We start from the raw sequence: 19,342 nt of genomic DNA on the forward strand, positions 1-19,342 counted from the left end.
CGCAAGACTCGCTTCCGGCTGGCGGCCTCCTTTGCCGGGCGGGGTTTGAACCCGCAGGGTCCCTTCGTGAAGTTTCCGCTCCTACATCGCTTCCTCCTCACCCAGGCTTCGCCTGGCGCACTCCAACAGCTGGACAACTTCTCCGGGACCGCGCCCGGGACAGCCCCGGCTTCATGCGGCCGTGTGGAGGTAGTTGTCGATGGCCCGGTTCACCGCCTCGGGCGCGCTCAGGTGCGGCAGGTGCCCGCGCGCGGGAATCGTCATCATCCGCGCGAGCGGAATGCGCCTCGCCATGTACTCGCCCACCTGGTTGGGCACGGCGAGATCCTCCCCGGAGTGGATGATGAGCGTGGGCACCTTCAGCCGCGGCAGATCCAACCGGTGGTCGTACTGGAAGACCATCCTCGCGAAGGCCAGCGCGATGTCCGGCCGCATGGAGGACAGCGTGCGGGCGAACTCCTGGCCCAGCTCGGGCCGCTCGGGGTTGCCCATGGCCAGGGGCGCGAAGCCGCTCGCCCAGGACTGGTAGCTGGAGTCCATGGCGTCGAAGAACGCGTCCAGCTCCGCCCGGGTGAAGCCCCCCACGTAGCCCGACTCCGGATCATCCAGGACCCGGGGCGTCGACTTGACGAAGACGAGCTGGCGGAAGCGCCGCGGCTCCACCAGCGCCGCCAGCACGCCCACCATTCCACTGAAGGAGTGGCCCACGAAGATGGCGTCGGAGAGCTTCAGCTCCCCACACAGCTCCAGCAGATCCTCGGCGTAGGCGTGGACGCCGCTGTAGCGCCGCGGATCGTAGGCGTTGAAGTCGGACCCGCCGCACCCCACATGGTCGAAGAGGATGATGCGGTAGCGCTCCTGGAACGCCGCCACCTGGTGGCGCCAGGCGCTCTGCTCGGAGCCGAAGCCGTGGGAGAAGATGAGGGTGTCCCGGCCACTGCCGAGCACCTGCACGTTGTTGCGCTTCCGGATGGCCTGGCCCATGACGCTCACACTCCCATCGAGTTGGTGAGCGTCCATCCTGCCAGCACCCCGCGTTCGCCCACTTGTCGCAACTATCGCAGGAAACGCGGATTGCAGGGTAGAGCACCTCCGTCCGGGGTTTGTCCGTCCGTCACCCAACACCCGGCCGGGAGGGCTATGGCCCCGTGCCCAGCGCGCGCACCAGGAAGTCGTCGAACCAGACTCCCGCGATGGGTGTGGCGAGCCCCGCGTCCCCCTCGCCCGTGAGCGCGGCCGGGTCCGCGTCCGTCACCGAGAGGCGGACCTGCCCGTCCACCGAGGCCGAGAGCCGCACCGGGCCCGCGCCCCACACGGACAGGGAGAGCGTCGCGGCATCCCTCGGAGACGCCTGGCCACTGGCGGCCTCGCCGAGCACCGTGAAGCCGCCGCCCCGGTAGCGGCGCAACTGGATGCGCCCCCGCGGCAACAGCACGAGCGCATAGCGTGCATCCCCCTCGGCACGCACCACGAGGCCCGCCTCGTCCACCCCGAAGGCCTGCAGCCGCGCCTGCACCTGACAGTCGGCACAGCGCGAGGGCAGCGCGAGGGCGAGGTGGAAGTACACGTCGTGCCGGCGCGAGGCCGCCAGCTTCGGCGCCTCGTATGAGTAGACGAGGGCCACGTCCCGGCCCACCGCGAGCACCTCCGCCCGGTCCGCGTGGCTGGCGTCCGGTTGGATCGCCGCGGCGAAACGGAACGTGCGCCCCCCATCGTCCGAGCGGAAGAACGACAACCCCCGGCCCTCCGCGCCTTCCTGCTGCACGGCGAACAACCAGGTAGGCGGCCGCCCGCTTCCCGTGTCGATGCGCACCGCGTGTCGTTGAGCCGGCAGGGTGAGCGCGTTTCCACCGCTCACCGGAACCACCGGCGCCAGGCTCGCGAGCACCGTCGCGAGCAGCGCCGTCGAAAACCCCACCATCCGTCCCCCTCCCCCGTATTCCCCGAGACAAACCAAGGCGCTCGGGGGCGGGAGAGAAGAGACAGGCGGCCACGGGACATGTCCCCCGGTCTCAATCGAAGAGTGGCATTCCGGTCATTGCCTTGCCGATGAAGTCGTAGAGCAGATCCGTGGTGGGCGACATCACGGTGACGGCGTGGGCGTCGCGGAAGTGCCGCTCGATGCCCACCTCCTTGCGGTACGCCGCGCCACCACACACGCGCATGCCCAACTCGGTCACCTCGGGGGCCAGCTCGCCCACGGCGGCCTTCACCTCGAGCACCCGCAGCTGCGCGTCCTCGCGCTTGGACTCGAGGGCGTCCAGCGTGTCGCGAATCAGCCCGCGCACCATGTCCGTCTTCATGCGCATGCGCGCCAGGTAGGCCCGGATGGTGGCGAGGTCCGCCAGGGACTGCCCGGTGTGGAGCAGCCGCGTCTTCGTCACGTGCGCCGCCGCCTTGCGCGTGGCGGCTTCCATGATGCCCAGGTAGCAGGCGGAGCCCAGCACCTGGAAGTGGGGCAGCACGTTGCCCATCATGATGTCGAACCCGCCTCCGTCCTTGCCGAGCATCGCCGAGCGGGGCACCCGCACGTCCCGGGCCACGATGGGGCTGGAGGAGTTGCCCCGCAGGCCCATTCCGTCGAACGCCACGGGGAACGACAGCCCGGGAGCGTTGCCCAGGACCAGCCAGAGCGTGCTCATGCCCCGGGCCTCCACCGGCTTGCTCGACCAGACGTAGCTGTCGGCCTGGCCCGCGGAGGTGGCCCAGCTCTTCTCCGCGTCCAGCCGGACGGTGCCCTCCTCCGGCACGGCGAGGGCGGTGCTCACCGGCGCCCAGAAGTGACTGCGCGAGCCCGCCTCCGACAGGGCCAGCGTCGTCACGTGGCGCCCCGCCGCGATGGCCTCGCGGATGTCTCGCGGCCCGTGCTGCTCGATGACCGCCGCGCCACAGAAGTGCATGCACAGCACCATGCCGCTGGAGCCACACGCCGTCCCCACCTGCTCCACCAGCGTGGCCGCCGCCCGGAGCCCCTGGCCTTGTCCCCCCACCTCCCTCGCGCTGAGCAGCCCAAGCAGGCCCGCCTTGCCCAGCGCGTCCATCGCCGCACGGGGATAGACACCGTAGCGGTCCACCTCCATGGCCTTGGGCTCGATGACTTCGGAAATGATGCTCTCGACGGAGTGCATGGGTCCGGATCCTCGGAGATGAAGGGGCGCCGAGGGTAACAACCCGCTGCCCCCGGAGGGCAAGGGACAATCTGCTAAGAGACCACCCCATGATTTCGCTCGAGCTGACGACCGACGACTTCCGGCGCCTGGCCCTCCGTGTCTCCACCCTCGCCGAGCAGTGGCTCGCGGAGCTGGATGCACGCACCATCGCTCCCGCCCTCACGGGGAGTGATACCGAGGCCCTCTTCGCCGAGGGGTTGCCCGAGGAAGGCATGAAGGACAGGGCGCTCGACGCACTGGGGGCGGTGATGGCCGGGACCCGCGCGGGCAACGCGCGCTTTCTCGGGTACGTGCTCGGCTCGGGCGAGCCGGTGGGCGCGCTCGGGGACTACCTCGCGAGCGTGATGAACCAGAACGTCACCGCGTGGCGCTCGTCCCCCACCATGGTGAGCATGGAGCGCGCGGTGGTGCGGGGACTGGCGGCCGCGGTGGGCTGCCACGGCTTCACCGGGAGCCTGACGGGTGGAGGCTCCTCGGCCAACCTCATGGGGTTGACGATGGCGCGCGAGGCGAAGGCCCCCGCGAACGAGGAGGGCTCGCCCTCGGGGGTGGTGTACGCCTCCACGGAAGTCCACATGTCCATCCCCAAGGCCCTGGCACTGCTCGGCCTGGGACGCCGCAACCTGCGCCTCATCCCCACGGACGCCGGGTGGCGGATGCGCCCCGACGCCCTCGAGCAAGCCATCACCGGGGACGTGGCCGCCGGCAGGCGCCCGCTGGCCGTCGTCGCCACCGCGGGCACCGTCAACACCGGCGCGGTGGATCCCCTGAAGGACGTGGCGGCCATCGCCCGGCGGCATGGGCTGTGGATGCACGTGGACGGCGCCTTCGGCGCGCTGGCGGCCCTGGCCGTCCCCGAGCACTTCGAGGGCCTCGCCCTGGCGGACTCGCTCTCCATGGACGCGCACAAGTGGCTGTATCAGCCGGTGGACTGCGGGGTGCTGCTCTACCGGGAGGCCGCCGCCGCGCGCCGTGCCTTCTCCTTCTCCGGCGACTACGTGCGCACGATGAGCTCGGACAGCGTGGAGGGCTTCGCCTTCTTCGACGAGTCCCTGGAGCTGTCCCGCCGCGCGCGTGCGCTCAAGCCGTGGCTCTCGGTGCGCTACCACGGGCTGCGCGCCTTCCGGGAGGCCATCCGCGAGGACCTGGAGAACGCCTCGCGGCTGGCGGAGCTGGTGCGGGCGGAACCGAAGCTGGAGCTGCTCGCGCCCGTGCCGCTGAGCGCGGTGTGCTTCCGCTACGTCGCGGGCCTGGCCGAGCCCGCGCGCGACGCCTTCAACACCCGGCTGATGGCGCGCCTCAACGCACGCGGCCGCGTCTACCTCTCCAACGCCACGCTGTCGGGGCGCTTCGCCCTGCGCGCCTGCTTCGTGAACCACCGCACCACGGCGGAGGACGTGCGGACGGTGGTGGCGGAGGTGCTCGCCACCGCGAAGGAGTTGCAGGGCGCGTGAGGGGACGGGACTAACCGGCACGAGGTTGGGAGAGCAGCCCCAGTTCGCGCCGGAGGCGGCTGGCGGGTGCGTGCAGTCCCACGTCCTCCAGCCGCTTGAGGGCCCACTCGAACGCCTGCTGCTCCCGGGCCACGATGACGTAGGGATAGGGCGGCCGCCACACATGGAGGAGCACGCTCAGCGCCAGGCGAACCACCGCGGTGGGGGCGATGTAGGCGGCACCGACCACCGTCCGTCGCATGGCCTCGTCATGATCCCGCGACCACTGCTCGAACCGTTTGCGCTGCTCGGGCGACATGCCCGCGGCCTGGCTCAGGTCCACGACGAGGACGTGCGGCTGTCCGCGATCCATGGAGCGGGTGGAGCGAGCGAGGTAGTCGTCGAACTCCGGGTTCGACATCTCCCCCACGATACGGGAGATGAGCAGCGGCCAGTGCGAGTCATCAATCGAAGCGAAATGGCGCGACCCGCCCATGACAGCGCTCTCCTCGTGCGTCTCCCACCGCCGCGCATTGTGCCAGTGAGGCTGTGCGCACGAGCCGCCGGATGTCCCGTCCCTCGCGGGTTCTGTCCGAAATGAAGCGGTGCCCTGGAAGGGGGAGCGGGGTCCGGTGCGTTACGGTGTCTTCCGCTCAGCGGGAGCGGGTGCCCGACGAGCCACCGGGCCGCGTCACCGGAGCGCCACTCCTCGGCGTGGACTGCGCGGAGCCCCCGGTGAGCATTCCGATGAGCGCCGAGCCGAACAGGGCCACCAGTCCCGCGAGCGCGAAGAGCAACACCCAGCGCCAGGGCTTGCCGCGCGGTGGAGCCTCCTCCTCCGCCTCGGCTTCCTCCACGGGTGGAGGCGCGGGCTTCTTCGCGAGCTTCGGAGCCCGCTTCTCGATGGGGGCCGCGGGCTTCGGCTCGGCGAGGCGGACAGGGGCGGGAGCCGGACGGGCCTCCACGACACGGGCGGCGGGCACCTGGACGGGAGTGGGCCTGGGTCTCTCGATGGCCGCGGCGGGCCTGGGCACGAACGTGGGCTCGGTCCCATCGAGCTCGTGGACTCGCGGAGCCGGAACCTTCTCCTCCAGCGCGGCGGCGAACTCCCCGCATGAGGCGAAGCGCCGCTCCGGCTCCAGGGCCATCGCCCGGAGGATGGCCGCGCGGAGCCCCGGCTCGAGGCCCGGGTGCACCACCTCCGGGGACACGAACTCCCCCCGGGTGATCTTCTCCATGATGGAGAGGTCGCTCTCGCCCTGGAAACACGGCTGCGCGGTGGCCAGCTCGTAGAGGGTGACACCGAGCGAGAAGATGTCCGAGCGGACGGTGACCTCCTCGGCCGAGCGGATCTGCTCCGGGCTCATGTACTGCGGCGTGCCCATGCGCGAGCCCTTGCGCGCCACCGGCCGGCCCTCGCCCTCGGACAGCGTGTCGGACACCTTGGCGATGCCGAAGTCGAGCACCCGCACCACCCGCCGGCCGTGCACCTGCTCCAGGAAGATGTTGGAGGGCTTGAGATCCCGGTGGATGACGCCGTGCTGGTGCGCGAACGCCATGGCCGCGAGCACCTGCCGGAAGATGTCACGCACCTCGTCCGGGCTCGGAGGCTGCTTCGCGCTGGCCAGGTACTTGTCGAGCGACTCGCCCTCCAGGTAGTCCATGACGAGGCCCGCGACGCCGGGCGCCACGACCACGTCCGTGATGACCAGGATGTTCGGGTGCCGCAGCCGCGCCTGGATGCGGCCCTCGTCCAGGAAGCGGGCGCGCAGCTCCGCGTTGCCCACCAGCTCGGGGTCCAGCACCTTGAGCGCATGGACGCTGCCCAGGGCCACGTGGCGCACCTTGTAGACGCGCGCCATCCCGCCGCCGCCCAGCTCGCGCTCCACCTCATAGCGCTCGACCACATTCCCCGGGCTCAACATGACGCGACTCTACTCCAGCTAGAAGAGCTCCCAGGGGCCCACGTGCCACCCCCGCTGGCGCCTGGCGGCGATCTTGTACCCGTCCACGATGAACGCGCCGTACCAGATGAGCCAGAAGCAGGCTCCCGCAGACCCTCCGGAAATGATGCCCTTGATGACGAACAGTGACCCGATGAGGCCGAGCACTCCCTTGGCCGTCTGCCCGTTGTAGATCTGCCCTCCGCCGGACAGGCAGAACAGGTTCAGCAGCACGGCCACGGCGGGTGAGCCCTCGGCCCGGGCCATGGCCGCCGGCGAGGAGTCCTGCACCACCTGCCTGTGACTCACGCGGACGGTGGTGACCGGAGCACTCCGCACCGGAGCAGGAGCCACCGGGGCAGGAGCCACCGGCGCCGGAGCCGGCGGCGGAGGGTACGGAGGGGTATCGGCCTTCGGGAACCGCCCGGTATTCGGAGGGTACGGAGGGGTATCTGCCTTCGGGAACCGCCCGGTATTCGGAGCGCGGTCGTCCGTCGGAAAGCGGCCGGTGTTCGGCACGTAGGTCGGCGCGAGGGCTTCCGGCTCCGGAGTCCTCGCCGGAGGGAGCTGCGCCTGCGTCACCGCGTAGGAGCGGGACGGCTTCTGGGGCGCCTGCGCACCGGCCTCGAAGGCGTGCTCCAGGGCCTCGCGGAAGGCGGCACAGTCCTGGAAGCGCTCGGCGGGGTCCACGGCCAGCGCCTTGCGGATGCAGCCGGCGATGACGGGGTGCATGCCGCCCACGACGCGCTCGGGAGGCTCGTAGGTGCCCTCCACGATGCTCTTCATCGTGTCGAAGTCGCTCGCCGCGTGGAAGGCGACCTTCCCGGTGGCGGCCTCGTAGAGGATGGCGCCGAGCGAGAAGATGTCGGTGCGCGCGTCCACCTCGCCAGCCCCGCGGATCTGCTCCGGGCTCATGTACAGCAACGTGCCCATGCGGGCGCCGGCCTGGGTGCGCGCCTTGCCGCCCGGACCCTCCTCCACCAGCTTGGCGATGCCGAAGTCCGTCACCATGGGCTGGAGCCGGCCCCGGCTGTCCTTGCCGATGATGATGTTGTCCGGCTTGAGATCGCGGTGGACGACGCCCCGCTTGTGGGCCACCTCCATGGCGTCCAGCACGGGCAGGAAGACCTCCAGGAGCACCCGGGGCTCCAGCCCCTGGCCGCGGCAGAAGTCACCGAGCGTGGGGCCCTCGATGTAGTCCATGACGAGGCCCGCCACCGGGGTGGTGACGATCTCCGTCACCTGGACGATGTGCGGATGGCGCAGGCGCGCCTGGATGCGGCCCTCGGCGAGGAAGCGCCCGCGGATGTCGTCATTGAGAGCCAGGTCCGCGTTGAGCACCTTCAGGGCGTGCGTGCTGTGCAGCCCGAGGTGGCGCACCTCGTACACGGAGGCCATGCCGCCCTGACCGAGCAGCCGGACCACCTCGTAGCGGCCATCCAGCTGCGTTCCCGGCTGGAGGAGGTTCATGTCATCACTCATACGCTCACCCGCCATGGCGATTGCATCCGCCTATCCCAGCAACCCGAGCACGCCCGACTTGTCGGGACCGGACGCGAGCACGTCCTGGGGCGTGCACTCGAGACACCCGTTGGGGCACTTGCAGTTGGCCAGGATGGCGCGGACCCACTTGAACGTGTCGTCGATGAGGGCCAGGTCCAGCGCCTCGGCCACGCCCATGCCCTGGAGGTGCCGGTCCACCACCACGATGCCGGCCGGGGCGTCCGGGAACATGCCCGGCCCCACCGGCACCACGTCCATGTCCTCGTCATTGGAGAGCAGGTGCGCCACCAGCACCCCGTCCGCCGAGCGCGCCAGGTGGACGAGCACCTGGGGCGTGGTGGCCGCGGGGAAGAAGACACCGCGCACGCGCGTGCGGTACCGGCAGCTCACCGCGCCCACGTCCACCCGGCCCGGCCGCCCCAATTGCGAGTAGCCGGTGACGCTCTCCACCACCGTCGCCTCCAGGGTGCACACCTGGTACACGCAGCGCCCGGTGCGCACCGTCTGGGGAGACTCCACCACGGTGGCGGACTCGAACTGGATGCGCAGCTGCGGCTTCGTGAGGGGCCTGTCGTTGGGCACCGGCTTGACGCGCAGCTCGTTGCGCTTGGTGTCCAGCGAGTGCAGGGGCACCTCGTAACGCGAGTCGCCCACGGCGAACACCCGGCCCGGGTAGTAGCGCGTCTCCACCAGCAGCCGGTCCACCTCGGTGAGCAGCTGGCCACTGTGCACGTCGAGGATGCGCACCACCTGCTCGCTGACGGTGCGCCGCAGCGGATTGACGGCCTCGGCGAGGCCCGCCGGGACGACGGGGCTGCGCACGGCCGGACGGCCCGCGGCCAGCCGCACCACGTGGCGCTCGGGACGGAACTTCGGCCCCAGCAGTTGCTCCACGCGCGAGCGGCCGAAGACGGCGGCCAGGGACTCCACGTCCTGCGAGCCCTCCTGCATGGCGGCCTTGAGGTGGGCCGTGGCCAGCGCGCCGTTGTGGTAGCCCACGAGCGCCCGCGGCGGCATCAACATGCCGTGGCGCGACAGCCCGTCCAGGTTGCCATCGCGCGTGAGGAAGCGCGTCACCGGGTTGTCGGCGAGGCCCCACAGCGCGTCATGCGTCTGCCCGTCCGCCAGCGGCACCCGGTGGGGGAGCGCCCGGTACGCGGCCACCAGCCACGCCTCGTCCAGCGTGCCCACCGAGGCCACGCCGAAGAGGGACACGTCGCGGACGAAGCGCAGCTCGCCGCCCCAGAAGTCCACGGCCTTGAGGTCGAACGCCCCGCCCGGGTCTCCCACCGCGGCGGGCAGCTTCGCCCCCACCACCGGCTCCAGGGCCCGGCGCACCCACGGCGTGCCGGGCTGGGAACGGAAACCCTCGACCACGCGCCACACGCGCACGGGCGCCGTGGAGCGCGGCGTGAAGGGCACCTCGCGCACGGAGATGCCGGGGAACATCTGCTCCACCAGTCCCCGCGTGCCCCCGCCGCCCACGCCCGTGGCCAGCACGCTCCAGCGCGCCCCGGCCGCCGACAGCGCCAGCTCCAGCCGCCGCAGGGTGAACATGCGGTGCGTGGAGGCCAGCGGCGTCCCCCGGTCCACGCGCGACAACAGCACCAGCCCCACCGAGAGGGCCCACAGCCGGCCACAGCCGCCCCGCGTCTCGGAGAGCGCGCGGATGCCCCCGGCGGACAGCTGCTCCACGTCCAGGAAGACGGCGGCCGGCATGCGGTTGCCCGCGAAGGCCTCGCGCATCGCCGCCTCGCCGGCCAGCAGCGGCCCCGAGGGCCACGAGCCACTGCGCGCGATGGCCTCCAGCACCGCGTCGCGCAGCGCCTCCGGCTCGTCGCTGACGACGATGCACGGCAGGCCCTCGCGCTGGAGCGCCAGCATCACGCACGAGATGAGGAAGTAGCGCTCCGTCGGGTCCGGCAGGTCGCCCACGAGCCAGCCCTGGTTGGGCGAGCCCCACGCGTTGGCGAGTTCCTCCAGCGCCCGAGGCGGAGCCCCGGTGGCGCCCGCGTCCCGCCACGCGGCGGCGCTCCAGGCGGGAGCCGGCTCCGGGTTGTTCGTGCCCGGCGTCGCGAGCAGCGGACGCGCCTGGGAGTCGAGGGCGCCCAGCTTCCGCCACATGCCCGGGACGTCCGCGCGCAGTGGCGCGGGCATCTGGGGTTGGGGAGCCTCCTCCTTGGCGGGCGGAGGCGCGAGACGCTCGGAGCGCGTCCACACCGCGAGCGCCACGGACAGCATGGGCAGCACGGCGGCCAGGTCGAGCAGCGCGCGGGGCTTGTCCTGCCGCCACGGCGCATCCACCGCGATGAGGGCCAGCACCGGCACCGCCACCAGGACGAGCGCCAGCGGATCCGCGAGCGGCACGCGGAAGGACGAGAGGCTCTTGTGGCCCGCCTCCTGGAACGCGAACACCAGCGTCGCCACGAGGAAGGCGGCGGCATGGGGCAGCGCCAGCAGCAGGACGGCGTCCAGGGGGAACCAGGTGAACACCACCTGGGGCACGCCGGGAGTCGTGCTCTGGGGCAGCGCCGTGAGCGCATGCAGCCAACCGAGCGGCCCGCCCTGCATGGAGGCACTGGCGGCCTCGACCAGACGGGTGAGGAGCACCAGGGCCAGGGTGACGAGAACGGCCTTGCCCACGGGAAGGGCGGCGCGGCGCCAGCGCGAGTTGGGACCCGGGCCGACCACGAGCGCGGCCAGGGCCCAGGCCAGCACGGGCGTGCCGAGCAACAGCAGCCAGACCAGCAGGTAGAGGGCCGTCGTCAGCTGCTGCGACAGATGCGGGAGTTGCAGCGTCATCGCGCACCTCGCGGAACCGCCACGGACTGCGGGGTGGCGCGAGCCCCCCGCGACATCTCTTCCACGGTGATGCCCTCCCAGGTGCGCAGGAAGATGACGCGCGCGGCCTTGGAGGGAGACCACAGGATGGGCAGCCGCGTGGGCATGTCCCGGAGCCCGGCATCGAGCGTGTCGCGCCCCGCCGACGGAGCGATGACGAAGCCCTCGCCGGGACGGACGCCGAGCACCGGATCTCCATGCGCGTTCAGCGGCTGGCACGGCGGAGCGAGCACCGCCCCCATCCGCGAGCCGAAGTCACGCAGCACGTCCGCGGCCTGCACGCCCGCCTCTTGATCATCCATGACGCTGCGCTCGGCCATCGGCTTCACCTGACGCCGGCTCAGCTCGGCGATGCGCTCGGGATCGCCGCACGGCACGTCCTCGAGCAGGCCGCCCTCGGGCCAGGCGCCCTCGAGCAGACGGTCCGCCCAGACGCGGTCCTCGGAAATCTCCCGCCGGGAAGCAATCCACCGGCTGATGACCTCCGGAGGCACGAGCGAGCCATGCAGCAACCCGCCCGCGCCAAGCAACGGCCCCAGGTCGTCCAACCGGGCCTCGGCGGCCGGAGTCACCCCGAGCGCCAGCAACTCCTGACGCTTGCGATCCCTCGCCTCCAGCAGCGCGTGACGGACGGCGTGCAGCCGGGCCACGGCGTTCTCCAGCGCGAGGATGGCACCCCGGCGGGCGCGCTTGCGGCGCACCACGAGCTGCAACTCCGCCTGTTTCGCGCGCCGCCCTCCCCCGCCCCGGCTGACCAGCGACTCCAGCGCGTCACGCCGGAGCTTCAGCACGCGGCGCACTTCCTTCCGGGTGTGGTTGCCCACGAAGTAGAGCCACCCGGCTCCAGCGCCTGCCGCGGCGAGCACGCCGAGAATCCACGGCAGGGCCTCGCGCCAGTCGAAGCCCGTGGTGGGCGGAGGGGCCGTCGTCGACAGCTGGGGACTCGAGAGCGTGGCACTGCCCGGGGGCGCGGCCGGAGTCATCAGGGACAGCGTGAAGAAGGAGACTCCCAGCAGCACGGCCAGCGCGAGCGCCGCCGCGGCCGCCAGCGCCATCCGCTTCGAGGGCAGCTCCAGCAGGGCCTGCTCCAGCTCCTCGCGGTGCGGGTCCACCGGCGGGCCCGCGGGCTGGGACGGGTCCAGCTTCCGCAGGGTCGCGTCCTCCTGGGCCTGCTCGTCGTGGAGCTGCGCGATGACGCGCTTGAGCCCCTGCTCGACGGAAGGCAACTGGGACAGGCCCGACGAGGGCCCGAGCGACGCATCGAACACCGCCTGGATGCCCTGCTCCACCGAGGTGGCCACTTCTGCCTCGGCGCGGTCGAGCGCACGGAAGGTCTCGTCGGTGCGGGCCTGGTCCACCGTGGTGGGCGAGGTCTCCACCGAGGCCGGCTTGAAGAGCCCGGAGTGGTTGGCGCGGATCTCCTCGGGCGTATCGAGCGGGCCCACGCGGATCTCCGCGGGCAGATCCACCGGCGAGCGGGACAGCTCGGCGGCGAGGCGCCGGGAGAGCTGCGCGGCCTGTCCCTCGACGAAGGGGGCCAACCAACGCTCGTGCTGGAGCGCGGACACGGCGCCCATGGCGAGCGTGGCATCGGTCCCGGGCTGCTGCACGCGCTCCACCAGCACACCGAGCCCGTCATACGCGGCGCGGGCGGCGGCATAGGTGCGCAGGCGGGACTCGGGCAGCTCCACGGAGGCCAGCGAGACGAAGCTCACGAGGCCCTCGTCACGGGCCGGGTGGGCCATGCGGCGGGACACCTCGTCCTCGGTGCGCAGCCCCGAGGCCACCATGCCGAGCGCGAAGGAGGCGCAGGTGGACACCATCTCCTCAGAGGAGAGGGTGCCGGCGGCGGTCTGCTGGGACACGACCCAGATGCGGGCCAGCAGGGGGAACACGGGACGGGCCCGGGCCCAGCTCTCCAGGGCGGCCAGCCGCGCGAACACCACGGAGGCGCGGGGGCTCGACAGCGCCGGCACCTGCACCACGAGGTGCAACGTGGCGGTGCGCTGCTCCGGCGGCCGGTCCGGCGGGAACATGGTGCCGTAGCCCTCGGCGAGCAGCCGCGCGGCCTGCTCGCACGCGGTGAGCAGGTCCTCGTCAGCGCCCTGCAGCGCGGCGCCGAAGGCGATCACATCCAGCCGCTGGTCGCGCCGCTCGCCCGAGCCACGGCCCGCACGCAGCAACTCCTCCAGCAGGGGCTGGAGCCCGGCGGCCACACCCGAGGGCTCGCAGCGCAGCACGCCCAACAGGGGCGAAGAGGCCTCCAGGGACTGGAGCGTGCGGCCGATGACCTCCTGGCCGAAGCGCCCCAGTCCGACCAGGACGGTGGGGTACGAGACGGCGGCGTCCAAGCTAGCTCCTCAGCTCGGCGGCGAGCGCCTCCACCACGTTGCGCTCGTCCTGGAGGAAGCGGCGCTCGGCGTCCTTCTGCTCGGAGACGGCGCGCGCGTAGGCCTCGGTGAGGCGGCGCTGGTGGGCCTGCACCTCCTCCAGCAGCTTGCCGCGAGAGGGCCGCTCCGCCGTCGCGCTCGTCCACGAGTCGCGGGCGTTCTTCTCCAGGTCTCCGCGGAGCACGGGGTCCAGGGACTCGAAGGCCTCGAAGGCACGGGCCCGGTCCGGCGCCAGCTTGTTCTTCGTGCCGGCGAAGCTCCAGTGGTAGCCCTCGTCGTCGCGCGAGATGCCGCCGAACAGGGCGCACAGCGTGAAGGCGCGCAGGCGGGCGTCGCGGGCCTCGCGGGTCGCCTGGGCCGAGCGCTCGGCGGTGCGGCGCTCCTCGGCGCGCTTGAGCTCCACGGGATCCAGGTCCGGCAGGCCCGGCGAGGACTCCCACACCGCCTCGATGTGCAGCGGATAGGTGCGGTTCTTGTCGTCGCGCACGCGCTTGTAGCCGGAGTACAGGTCGGACTGGACGTTCTTGAACCAGTACACGGGCACGCCGAGCAGCGCGCGGTAGAGCACCAGCGAATCGCGCTCCTCCCAGCCCGCCACGCGGTGGGTGCCGGACACCACGCCCTTGAGGACGCTCCAGAGCGAGCCCTCCTCGTCACTGGCGTACTTGTCGTGCAGGCCGGCGTAGAAGACGTCCGCGGGCGTCACCGTGGGATCATCGCGGCGCGTGGCGTCGATATGGGCCAGCAGCACGCACTCGTCGGACAGGCGCTTGAGCCGGTCCTCGATGCCACGGCGCACCTCGGTGGCGGACACGGCGCGCAGCTCGTCCTCCAGCTTGCCCTTGCGGCGCAGCTCCTCCAGGTCCTTCCCGGCCTTGTGCAGGGCGATGTAGCGCTGCTCCAGGTCCAGGCCCGTGGCCAGGTCCAGCCCCATCTCCTCCATCACCCGGCCGTACACCTGCAGGGCCTGGGTCTCCAGCTTGCCGCGCACGTGCTGGACGATCTCGTTGGCGTCGCGGGCGCGCAGCTGGCCGCTCGGGTCGCGCACCGGAGTGAAGGCCTCGGTGACGGAGTCGAAGATGTCGGCCACGCGGAAGTTCGCGTCGCTGTCGAGCTTGTGGCTGTAGAACTCCTTCCACAGCCGCTCGCGGCGCCGGTCATCGCGGAGCACCTCGGCGTCCAGGTAGTACTGGGCCACGTCCGAGCCCGCGTCCACCGCGGCGGGGTCCTTGCGGAAGCGCTCGGCCTGGGACTCGGCGTCGCGGGCGCGCTCGTCGGCCACCTGGGCCACCTTGCGGAAGGACTCCAGCCGGGCCTCGGCGTCCTTGCGCAGCTCGCTCTCGAAGGACTTCCAGAAGAAGCGCTTGATCTCGTCGCGGAACTCGTTGGCCCAGCTCTCCACCTTGGCCACCGCGCGCAGCTTGGCGGCGGCGAACGCCTTGTTGTCCCGGTCCGTGAGGCTCTGGAAGAAGCCGGGCTGCGCCTGCTTCGTCATCTCCGAGTCCAACCGGGCGATCTCCTGGCGCAGCTCGGGGCTGTCCAGGTCGGGCGGCGCGCCCTCGGCCTTGAGGTAGGCGCCCTCCTCCGGGTCCTTGAAGGGGACGACGAAGGACTGCTCCAGCAGGCGCACGAGGAAGAGCCGCTGGGCGATGGGGTTGACCTCGTACTCCTTGAAGAAGGACTCGAAGAAGCGGCCGGTGCGCACGTCACCGCGCTGGGCCTCGAGGTACTCGCCGCACACGCGGGCGCGCGACTCGTCCTTGGCCCGCCGCAGCACCGCGATGGCCCGGCTCAGCGACGGGTTGCCCGGGTTGATGGACTGCTTCTCCACGTCCGGGATGTCGATCTGCTCGTCCAGCCGGCCGAAGATGGCCTCCAGCTTCTCGCGGAAGGCCTCGCCGAGGTTCTTCCCGCCCTTCCCAATCTGCTGCTGGATTCCGTAGAACTGGCCCTTCTCGTCGCGGCGCTCCTCGTCCGAGGCGCGGAAGGCCACGTAGCCCTTGAACTTCTCGTCGATGCGGCGGTTCTTCTCGTTGGGCTCCAGCCGCTGGAAGGCGGGGTCGCCGTAGGGCACCTGGAAGTCCGGGTGGTCCGCGCCGAAGCAGAGGAACTGCCGGAAGGCGCTCGCCACGTAGCGCAGGCCCGCGTACTTGAGGAGGTCGCGGCGGGGCAGCTGCAGCAGCGCGGTGCCGAACGAGCCGTAGTGCACGGAGAAGTGGCCCAGGGCGAGCTTCTTCTGGTGCTTCTCGTAGTTGTCGTACTCGCCGGCCTGCGCGCCGAGCAGCGGCGAGAAGATCTGCAGGTAGCAGGCATCGGCCACCGCGTTCTCGTACTTCTCGATGGAGAGCTGGTCGGGCCGGTCGATGAGGTAGGTGAGCGTGAAGGGGCGCTCGCCGACGACCTGGCGGTCGCGGTCCTGGCTGCCCGGGTCGTAGTGGAGCTCGATCTCCCCCGAGCCCCCGGCGTAGTCGAGCTGGCGGTTGAGGAACTCCAGCTCCTTGAGGGCGGCGTAGCCGTTGGCGAGGATGTCCGGGTGGAGCTGGGGCTTCACCTTGTCGAGGAAGGCGGTGGGCAGGGTGAGCACGCCGGTGACGTTGGGGCGGCCCCAGCCCGCGTCGAGCACCATGCGCCGCAGCAGGTAGGCCATGGGCAGGAAGCCGCCCGAGCCGGTGCCGCCGGCCACGGAGCCGTAGAGCATGACGCGCACGACGCGGTTCTCGTTGTCGCGCCAGGGGTTCTCGCGGCGGGTGGACTCGTCGAGCAGCTTCTGGAGGGCCTTGCGGATGCCGCGGCGGTCCTCCTCGAGGTTGTAGTAGAGGCGCAGGCGGCTCTCCATGCGGATCTGCCCGGCGCCGGCGCCCTGGGTGGAGCGGAACTGGTAGGTGGAGGGGACCCACTGGGTGACGAGCTTGTCCTCCTGGAGCTCGCGCTGGCCGCGCTTGCGCTCGATATAGGCGCGCGCGTCGAAGGCGGAGATGAGGAAGCGGTTCTCCACCGGGACGTCCTTGAGCTTGTCGAGGTCGTCCTTGTTGGTGTCGATGGCCACGAAATGGGTCATCGACTTGATGCGCTCCCAGTTGGGATGGCGGCGCAACCGGCCGGCGAGCAACTGGACGATCTTCCCGCCGTTACCACCGAGCCCCACGAACAACGTGGGGTTGAATTTCTCCGTCGCGAGCAGCCCCAAGACATCCCCCTTCAGTCAGCTCCACAGCAGCTAGAGAGTGGGAGCATGCTATAGCATGCGGTGGCGTGTCCTGGGGGCCGAGGAATACTCGTGGTGCGCCCGGCCTTCACGTGGAGATTCGGCTCTCAGGTGGACGCGGAGGAAGCGTGTGCTACGAGGGCTCCTTCAATCAGGAGTAGGCGAGGTCCATGGCGAACGCACGGCTCACGGCGATTGAAATCGAGCGGTTCAAGAGCTACCGCAAGCGGACCCGTGTGGAGTTCGCGCCCCTGACGGTACTGCTGGGGCGAAACAACAGCGGCAAGAGCACCCTCATCCAGGCCCTGTTGTTACTGAAGCAGACGCTCGCCCTACCACGCCCCGAAGTGCCCTTGCATCTGGAGGGCATGGTGGACGCGTTGTCACTGAGGGAGCTGACGTCCGGCTGGCCCGAGGGACCGGAAATCCAGGGGCCGTCCTTCAGCCTCGAGTGGACGTCCACGGTGGACATCGACGCCGCATTGGAGCAGGCCCGTTCACCAGACCTGGCTGAACTCCGTGGCAATACAGGCCTTGAGTGGCTGATGGATGCCGCAACTCCAAAGTTCCGTTCAGTGACAACTCGCCTAACGCTGGAATATGCCGAGTCTAACGGCAAAACAATCCTCAAAAGCATCCTGCTCGCCTCATTGCAAGAGAATTCAAAGCCATCCTTTTTCATAGGGCGACATCAGGAATCAGGCCAATACGCGTGTTTCTGGCACTCTAAGGGATGGTCACAATACCAACACGCAAGCAAGCTGAGCGTCGAGCTGGAGCACTTCCTACCCTATCTGCTCATCGAGCGGCGCAACGTTGGACCTCGCGACCGGCAACGGTCCTGGCATAATGCCTTTCTGCTGCTCTTTGCCCAACCGCTGGAAGATCTCAAGGCACTCCTGACGGGATTCTCCTATCTTGGATCGATCAGAACGCTTCCGCCCTCCCTGTACCGGCCCGCGACGGTGCCTCCAGAGGAGATCGGAATCAGCGGTGAGTATGCAGCTCAGATGCTCCATGCACGCCGGGCTGATGCCGTGCACTACCTTCCCCCGCTGCACCTGAAAGACGATCAGGTCGTCATTCCCGACACCATCCGCGAGAGTGCCCTCGTAGATGGCGTCAACGATGTCCTACGAGCCTTGGGAGTGGATACGTCTCTCGAAGTCGAAGAGGTCAGGGACGTGGGCTTCAGGCTCCTCTTCGGCCGAGCAAACCTCCAGCACGTCGGACGAGGGCTCAGCTACCTGCTACCCGTCATCCAGCTGGGTCTGATCTCCGATCCTCTGAGGTTCAAGACCACGGGCCCACTCGACCTCGAAACCTATCGAGAGAAGTGCCCCAGCTATGGCCACTGCGCATTCGAGGAGCCCGAGGCCCACCTCCATCCGAAAGTTCAAACGCGCCTCGCCCACTGGTTGGTGGCACTGGCCATGGCCCGTCGGCAGCTCCTGGTCGAGACTCACAGCGACCATCTTGTCCGGCGCCTGCGTGGACTCATCGCACGAGCCGGAGCTGGCAGTGAGTTGGAGCGCTGGCTGCTCGAGAACATCCGAGTCCTCCAGGTCGAGCAGACTGGAGGCGAGTCCGAGGTCCAGGTCGCGCGCCTGACGACACGCGGAGGGTTGGAGGAGTGGCCCTCGGATTTCATGGATGAAGCCACCGGTGAGGAGCGATCCATCTACCATGCCGCGCTGGACAAGCCGGAAGAAACGATGGCCGTGGAGGCACCTCCTCCAGACGAGGCGCCCGTTGAGCATGACGTGGGGGAGGAACCGGAACCGTGAAGGTCATCTTGGATCCCGCCCTCTTTCTCACCCAGGTGCCGGATCGCCTCTCCGCCGATGAAGATGCGGAACTCACCCGCCTCGTGGCAGATGCGGTCCGCGTCTGCCGCCAACGCGGCTACCAGGTGGTAGCAGCCGGGCCCTATTGGAAGAGGATGCAACAGGAACTGGTGCGTCCTCTGGAACGTGTTGGCGGTCGTGAGTTGAAAGCGGGCCTCGACACCTTGCGCTCACTTGCAGTGCCACAAAACCTCCCGGTGGCCCCTGCTGGCAGCCGCAAGAAGGTCTGGGGTGTCAAACAGCTCTTCGACTGGCCAAGACTTGGCAGCGGCTGGCTGGAGCAGATGGAGCAACTGCTCATCGGCTGTGCCCTGCTTGGGGGACCGTTCATTCTACTGGTACGTCATTTCGAAGGCCGTAACCAGAAGACATACGCGACAGGCCGCTGCGAACTCGTGGAGAAGATGCGCTGGCGCCTCTACATTCAGGTGACCGGCCAACCTCAATGCACCATTCCATGCATCCGCAACCCACGCAATCTCCTCGTGGATTGGACTCAGCGCTTTGACGAGAGCCTACCTGCGCAATCCGATGGAGCCCGATTTCCCTTCTGCCCGCCTGAGAAATGGTGGCGCCGACATGTCGAGCCGTTCCGGACGATGCAGTCCAAACCCGCCTGGATCGACGTGCGAGACAATGGCTGGGCTCGCCCCGCCACGGGTGGGGGTCGTCACTGGGATGTGTACATCGCTGATCCGAAGCTGGCCGAAAGCATCGGGCTAGGTCAGCTCAACATCGTCCAGTGGGAAGTGCGCCCCGAAGGCAAGATCGGAGACATTCACCACACGCCCACCGGGAAACAAAGCCGACTCGCCGACACGACCGGTTGGTCGTGTGACTGATCTGTCAAGTACCGGGATGACGGGCGTCAGAGCGCCCATCAAGGATGCGTGGCAGCAGCAAGGCCTGGAGTTCCACCACCCCCCTGGGAAAGCTAGTGGAGTTCTGCCCCAACCTCGCCGAAGAGCGATGGATAAAAACCCCGGCCCCCCTACATCCTGAGCAGCGCG

General features: G+C 69.9%; 12 protein-coding genes. 3 read left to right on the plus strand and 9 right to left on the minus strand.

Annotation, left to right across the window (positions count from 1 at the left end; genetic code table 11):
* Positions 1-171: 171 nt before the first annotated feature.
* From AC16DP_RS11750 to AC16DP_RS11760, 3 genes are all read right to left on the minus strand, one after another.
* Complete coding sequence (locus tag AC16DP_RS11750) at positions 172-984, minus strand: alpha/beta fold hydrolase (protein ID WP_329728318.1); 813 nt, start codon at positions 982-984, stop codon at positions 172-174.
* Positions 985-1,138: 154 nt separating this feature from the next.
* Entirely contained in the window at positions 1,139-1,921 is a 783-nt protein-coding gene (locus tag AC16DP_RS11755; protein ID WP_329728319.1) for a hypothetical protein, read from the minus strand.
* 91 nt (positions 1,922-2,012) lie between these two features.
* Entirely contained in the window at positions 2,013-3,128 is a 1,116-nt protein-coding gene (locus tag AC16DP_RS11760; protein ID WP_329728320.1) for an acyl-CoA dehydrogenase family protein, read from the minus strand.
* 89 nt (positions 3,129-3,217) lie between these two features.
* Here AC16DP_RS11760 and AC16DP_RS11765 point away from each other — a divergent pair, with 89 nt between their 5' ends.
* A complete protein-coding gene (locus AC16DP_RS11765; protein WP_329728321.1) occupies positions 3,218-4,624 on the plus strand; it encodes a pyridoxal phosphate-dependent decarboxylase family protein in 1,407 nt (468 codons plus the stop codon).
* A gap of 10 nt (positions 4,625-4,634) precedes the next feature.
* Here AC16DP_RS11765 and AC16DP_RS11770 read toward each other — a convergent pair whose 3' ends face one another.
* The 6 genes from AC16DP_RS11770 to AC16DP_RS11795 all read right to left on the minus strand — a co-directional run bounded on the left by AC16DP_RS11770 (position 4,635) and on the right by AC16DP_RS11795 (position 16,467).
* Positions 4,635-5,099 carry a hypothetical protein gene (locus tag AC16DP_RS11770; RefSeq protein WP_329728322.1) on the minus strand — a complete coding sequence of 155 codons (465 nt, stop codon included), beginning with the start codon at positions 5,097-5,099 and terminating at the stop codon, positions 4,635-4,637.
* Between the two features lie 157 nt (positions 5,100-5,256).
* Positions 5,257-6,528, minus strand: a complete 1,272-nt coding sequence (locus AC16DP_RS11775) for a serine/threonine-protein kinase (RefSeq protein ID WP_329728323.1) — start codon at positions 6,526-6,528, stop codon at positions 5,257-5,259.
* Positions 6,529-6,546: 18 nt separating this feature from the next.
* Positions 6,547-8,043 carry a serine/threonine-protein kinase gene (locus AC16DP_RS11780; RefSeq protein ID WP_329728324.1) on the minus strand — a complete coding sequence of 499 codons (1,497 nt, stop codon included), beginning with the start codon at positions 8,041-8,043 and terminating at the stop codon, positions 6,547-6,549.
* A 15-nt stretch (positions 8,044-8,058) separates the two neighbouring features.
* Positions 8,059-10,851, minus strand: coding sequence for a DUF1998 domain-containing protein (locus AC16DP_RS11785; RefSeq protein WP_329728325.1), 2,793 nt, complete (start codon positions 10,849-10,851; stop codon positions 8,059-8,061).
* Positions 10,848-13,241, minus strand: coding sequence for a hypothetical protein (locus tag AC16DP_RS11790; protein ID WP_329728326.1), 2,394 nt, complete (start codon positions 13,239-13,241; stop codon positions 10,848-10,850). Before AC16DP_RS11790 ends, AC16DP_RS11785 begins: the two co-directional genes overlap by 4 nt.
* Before the next feature lies 1 nt (position 13,242).
* A complete protein-coding gene (locus AC16DP_RS11795) occupies positions 13,243-16,467 on the minus strand; it encodes a tubulin-like doman-containing protein (protein WP_329728327.1) in 3,225 nt (1,074 codons plus the stop codon).
* A 188-nt stretch (positions 16,468-16,655) separates the two neighbouring features.
* On the opposite strand from AC16DP_RS11795, the gene AC16DP_RS11800 reads away from it, so the two are divergent.
* Complete coding sequence (locus AC16DP_RS11800; protein ID WP_329728328.1) at positions 16,656-18,272, plus strand: AAA family ATPase; 1,617 nt, start codon at positions 16,656-16,658, stop codon at positions 18,270-18,272.
* Positions 18,269-19,174, plus strand: coding sequence for a hypothetical protein (locus tag AC16DP_RS11805; RefSeq protein ID WP_329728329.1), 906 nt, complete (start codon positions 18,269-18,271; stop codon positions 19,172-19,174). Before AC16DP_RS11800 ends, AC16DP_RS11805 begins: the two co-directional genes overlap by 4 nt.
* The last annotated feature ends 168 nt before the right edge of the window (positions 19,175-19,342 follow it).

This window comes from Archangium sp. (assembly GCF_057119385.1).

Bases quoted from the DNA above. Each gene is read 5' to 3' on its own strand.
- AC16DP_RS11750 (WP_329728318.1), bottom strand. From the start codon at position 984: ATGGGCCAGGCCATCCGGAAGCGCAACAACGTGCAGGTGCTCGGCAGT.
- AC16DP_RS11755 (WP_329728319.1), bottom strand. From the start codon at position 1,921: ATGGTGGGGTTTTCGACGGCGCTGCTCGCGACGGTGCTCGCGAGCCTG.
- AC16DP_RS11760 (WP_329728320.1), bottom strand. From the start codon at position 3,128: ATGCACTCCGTCGAGAGCATCATTTCCGAAGTCATCGAGCCCAAGGCC.
- AC16DP_RS11765 (WP_329728321.1), top strand. From the start codon at position 3,218: ATGATTTCGCTCGAGCTGACGACCGACGACTTCCGGCGCCTGGCCCTC.
- AC16DP_RS11770 (WP_329728322.1), bottom strand. From the start codon at position 5,099: ATGGGCGGGTCGCGCCATTTCGCTTCGATTGATGACTCGCACTGGCCG.
- AC16DP_RS11775 (WP_329728323.1), bottom strand. From the start codon at position 6,528: ATGTTGAGCCCGGGGAATGTGGTCGAGCGCTATGAGGTGGAGCGCGAG.
- AC16DP_RS11780 (WP_329728324.1), bottom strand. From the start codon at position 8,043: ATGGCGGGTGAGCGTATGAGTGATGACATGAACCTCCTCCAGCCGGGA.
- AC16DP_RS11785 (WP_329728325.1), bottom strand. From the start codon at position 10,851: ATGACGCTGCAACTCCCGCATCTGTCGCAGCAGCTGACGACGGCCCTC.
- AC16DP_RS11800 (WP_329728328.1), top strand. From the start codon at position 16,656: ATGGCGAACGCACGGCTCACGGCGATTGAAATCGAGCGGTTCAAGAGC.